We start from the raw sequence: 4,220 nt of genomic DNA, 5'->3' as shown, positions 1-4,220 counted from the left end.
TTGCTGAATGCAATTAACCATGAAAATACGGTGTTGCTTTATCCTGTAGACGATGCCGATGCTGCGCCGATTGAATCCTTTGAAAATATCATTTTGCTGGATGCCACATGGCAAGAAGCACGCAAAATGTTTAACAAAAGTCCTTATTTAAAAAACTTACCCAGAGCACATATTAATCCCCGGCAAATTTCCCAGTATCAACTTAGGCGCAATCAGCCGGAGGGAGGTTTGTGTACGGCTGAGTGTGTGGTGGAAATACTCATTACAAAAAATCACATTGATATTGCTGAGCGTTTGGATGCTGCGTTTATGCTTTTTAATTCGTAAATATTAAATAACCTATCTTTGTTCAGCCTCATCCCAATTGAATTTGAAATCCTCGCCGCGCGAATACTGACTTTGCGCTACCCAGTTATCACCCCGATAGCGGATGGTGAGGTTGCTGCCGTTGTTGATCCAGAAAGTATCGCGGTTGAATTGAGCCATGGGTTGGTATTCGGGTAGGGCGGCGGCGAGGGGGTAGGGGATGCCGGTACTGAGTTGGGATTTTTGCGTCGCCTCTAAAATAAATTCCTGATTATCCTTAATTAATACCACCCAAGCGTGGCCGGTATTTTGGTATCTACCCAGCGCCACTCGCGCGTCATAACCCATATCGATCAGCCAGTCGGCCAAGACAATGGCGTGGTCTTCGCAGTCGCCATTGGCAAAATAAAATGCCTGGCGGCTGGTTTGCCAGAGTTCTTCCCTGCCGTAGTTGATGCTGTCGAGCATGTAGCTTTTGCGCTTGGCGATCACGTAGAGCGGCATCCACACATTATCGACTACAAAGGGGCTAAAGCCTTCGAGGAACGCATTGACGATATGTCCACGTTCATCGAGCCCCGGTGCTATGGCGGTAGCGTTTTCAATATTGTTGAGACGGAAAAAATACATACCACTGAGTGGTCCGGGATTGTATTTCTGGATAAGGCTGCTGAGTTCTTCGCTGGTGTAATTGCCAAGGGTGCCAGTGATGCTAACGGAGCCGGATGCAGGACCGGCATGTTCCAAACCGCCGGGCATAGCGGCACTTGCACTCTGGCTTTGTGCAAGCAGGGCGCTGATGACGGGATCTTCGCCATCGCGCAGGTCTCGCAGCCAAATAACAATTGCGATCCACACCAGAATGGTAAAAAACGAATTGAATGAAAAAGTCTTGTTGCGTTTGCGGCTCATGCAGCAGCAACCTTAACCTTTAAAACCAAAGGTCACTATAAGGGCGACAAACACAAGGATCGAAGAGGCAAAAATCGCCACAGCAACATTCCCTTTTTGAAGCTCTTCTTCGATGCTCATATTTTTTAGCAATTTTTCATCGATGATCAGTAGCGCTTTAACACCGATAAACAGGGCAAGCAGGGTGTAAGCCAGGTTGATCGATAAATTGACGGTAGTTGCGATAATAAAATCCCATTGCATTGTGTTGTGACCTTAGTAGTTTCCAATGTGTTCGTCGGCATTCGTATCGCTCAACTGATAAGAGCCATTCTGATATTTATAAATAGTTTCTTCTTTTGAAAATACAGTCGATTTACATGAGTCGTTAGTTATGTAATGACCTGATGTGATCTTGATATCCCAATCCTCACCAACTTGTAGAAATTCCAAATTAGAGTAGGGCTTTTTGGGGTACTCGCAATCGAATTTGAGGGTATAAAAATGGCCATAATCTAAAACGTCATCAACCGTTGCGGCATTAATTTTATAAACCCTGTGATTCATTGTGTGTTCGCCCTGCCTGCCATATAAATAGGATAGGACAATCCCCACGGAATTATCCGCAATTTGCTGCATGTGAATTTGAGGATTAGCGAAGGCGTGTACGGAATAAGGCTTTGAGGTGCCAACCAATTCCCAAGTTTTGTTTTTCATTTCAAACACTGAAATAATGATAGTTCTCTCGCATGCGCCACAAATAAATTCATCCCCGGGTTGCGCTGTAATTGTTGTTGCCACATAAAGTAATTGTCTGTTTAAAAACTCTATATAACGAGTTAATGACACGCTTGCATACTTATTCTCACCGTATCGAACAGAGTATAACTTGTGTTTTTCGCCTACGGGTCCATAGATCTTCTGTAGTATTTCAACTTCGGAAAGCATATTTTTCTCTTTCTTATATTGTGCTGAATAAAGCTGTTGTCTGCATGGGCCGCGTTCAGAGGCACAGCTTAATGTTCCTACAGTAACGGTTGAATCGTTGCAGGTAACTCCTTCGATAGTGTCATAGCTTTCCATTACGCCAATTTTTTCAAAATCGACAAAATACTTTCTGATATCCCTTTCTTTTTCATCTATTTTTGCGAAAACGCGTACCTGCCCGCACTGGCGTTTCAACTCAACCAGCAAAGCCTTGCCATTATTTAATGCCGCATTTTTTGATGCATCTTTATCGCGTGTTAGGATTTTTTGAATATCGGATAGTGTCCAGGATAACGGAGTATTAGGTTGTTTCTGGAAGGGGACAATGTTGTATTGCTCATGTTCAAATTTTACCAGTCTCAAGTTTTTGTTTTTATCCGAAACATGGTTCACATATACAGAATCATCTGTATAGGTAAAAAAATGGCTATCTGTTGGCTTGTCTAGTGTTACAACACGATGTCGCACTCCGGAAATATCCTTAAAGGTAGATATTTCAGAAAGTGAAGTTTGTTGTTGCTCGATCAGCGAATCATTCGCAAATGCGTTGCTATGAAAAGAGAATGTAAACAAAATAAAAACGATAAAATTCAAGTGCATAAAAAATTTCAATTTAAAATAGTCCTTGAAAGGTCGCAAATCAGTCGTCCCGCGTGAGCACTTCCAACAACTCAATCTCAAACACCAAATTCGAGTTCGGTTTTATCAGCGCGCCGATTTGACGTTCGCCATAGGCTAGGTGTGCGGGAACTTGCAGTTTGCGTTTGCCGCCGACTTGCATGCCGATCAGGCCTTGATCCCAACCTTTTATGACGCGGCCGGTGCCGATAACGCATTGGAAAGGTTTGTTTTTGCGGTGGGAGGAATCGAATTCGGTGCCGTCTTCGAGCCAGCCGGTGTAGTGGGTGGTGATGAGGGCGCCTTTGACGACGGTTTTGCCGTCGCCAATTTGTAGGTCTTCAATGATGAGTTCGTTCATAGCTGAAGGGATTGCGCGGACAATTAATTATCGACGTGCAGATAATCCAGAAACGCGCGCTCCATTGCTTCTACGTGGGGGATGACCGCTTCTTCGCCCGCCCATGAGACGTGCATAAGTTCGAAGGGTTTGTTGTCGGCGTCTTCACGTTCGGTGATTTCTTCTTCGGTGACGCGCGCCAAACGCGGCAGGCCTTGGGTGAGAATCGCGATAAAGGGGAGTGATTCGTTAACGCCGGTGGTGTTGAGTACGGCAAAACGCGAGCGGGAGGCGACGCCGGGTTTGTCTTCGCCGTTCATCACTTCAAATGAAAGCAGCGGAATAGTTTGTTCGCGCCAGCTGCAGTTGCCGAGATACCAGGCCGGTGCATCTTCTACGGGAATCACTTGCGAGACGGGCACAATTTCAGCCACGGTCACGTTGGGTGCGAGCAGCAAACGCCCCTGAATCGGAATGAGCAGGCTGGCGACTTCTTGTACTTTTTTCTCGATGCGCTGGGGTGCTCTCATGAAAATCTGATCCTGTCTGTTCTCGTTGTACTTATAAGGGCGTATTTATAAAGGTGTACTTATAAAAGTGGTACTGATCGAATTAGTCGTTAACGTCTTAATTGTGCCAGCGAGCGCGCCAGATATTCGGGCGTGCCGTTGAGGCTGACGCAACCGGTGGCGAGTGCGGAGACGGGCATGGAATCGCTGGTGCAATCATCGGGTGTTTGTGCCCATGCCTTGCCGCCCACTTGTTTGATGAGTCGGCAACTTGCCGCGCCATCATCACCCATGCCGGTAAAAATAATCAAGCCGCAGCGCTCGCGGTAAATACGCGCGGCATTGGCGGCAATCTGGTCAATCGAAGGCGCGTAACTGCCTTTCCACGCCTGGCCGTAATTCACGACTAATGTACCGTTTTCCAGAATCTCGACCGGATCGCGCGCGGTTACCAGCGTCAGGCTGTTGGCCTCTAACACTATGCCCTGGGTGGCGACCATGGCCGGATAACTGCCGGCGTTGCTCATCATGCGGTTGAGCGTTGCTGCCTGATTGGCATCTATGTGTTG

Annotated in this window: 7 protein-coding genes; 1 reads left to right on the top strand and 6 read right to left on the bottom strand. The window is 46.6% G+C overall.

The genetic code is table 11. From position 1 onward, the window contains the following. Positions 1-327 (top strand): DTW domain-containing protein (locus ACWA6V_RS08580; protein ID WP_449522091.1); only part of this gene is annotated, 327 nt, incomplete at its 5' end. 12 nt (positions 328-339) lie between these two features. On the opposite strand, the gene ACWA6V_RS08575 is transcribed toward ACWA6V_RS08580, so the two are convergent. The 6 genes from ACWA6V_RS08575 to ACWA6V_RS08550 form a co-directional block, all read right to left on the bottom strand. After that, positions 340-1,218, bottom strand: coding sequence for a transglutaminase domain-containing protein (locus ACWA6V_RS08575; protein ID WP_449522090.1), 879 nt, complete (start codon positions 1,216-1,218; stop codon positions 340-342). A gap of 12 nt (positions 1,219-1,230) precedes the next feature. Continuing rightward, the gene (locus tag ACWA6V_RS08570) at positions 1,231-1,461 is read right to left on the bottom strand and encodes a DUF350 domain-containing protein (protein WP_449522089.1); all 231 of its coding nucleotides are present in this window, start codon (positions 1,459-1,461) and stop codon (positions 1,231-1,233) included. Positions 1,462-1,473: 12 nt separating this feature from the next. Next, the gene (locus tag ACWA6V_RS08565) at positions 1,474-2,784 is read right to left on the bottom strand and encodes a hypothetical protein (protein WP_449522088.1); all 1,311 of its coding nucleotides are present in this window, start codon (positions 2,782-2,784) and stop codon (positions 1,474-1,476) included. Positions 2,785-2,824: 40 nt separating this feature from the next. Next, a complete protein-coding gene (locus tag ACWA6V_RS08560; RefSeq protein WP_449522087.1) occupies positions 2,825-3,163 on the bottom strand; it encodes an FKBP-type peptidyl-prolyl cis-trans isomerase in 339 nt (112 codons plus the stop codon). A 23-nt stretch (positions 3,164-3,186) separates the two neighbouring features. Beyond that, on the bottom strand, positions 3,187-3,672 hold the full coding sequence (locus ACWA6V_RS08555; protein ID WP_449522086.1) for a chemotaxis protein CheW: 486 nt from the start codon (positions 3,670-3,672) through the stop codon (positions 3,187-3,189). Positions 3,673-3,761: 89 nt separating this feature from the next. Then, a partial coding sequence (locus ACWA6V_RS08550) for a chemotaxis protein CheB (RefSeq protein ID WP_449522085.1) occupies positions 3,762-4,220 on the bottom strand: 459 nt, incomplete at its 5' end.

The organism is Cellvibrio sp., from assembly GCF_053579595.1.
This window is presented reverse-complemented; position numbering and strand designations above follow the sequence as displayed.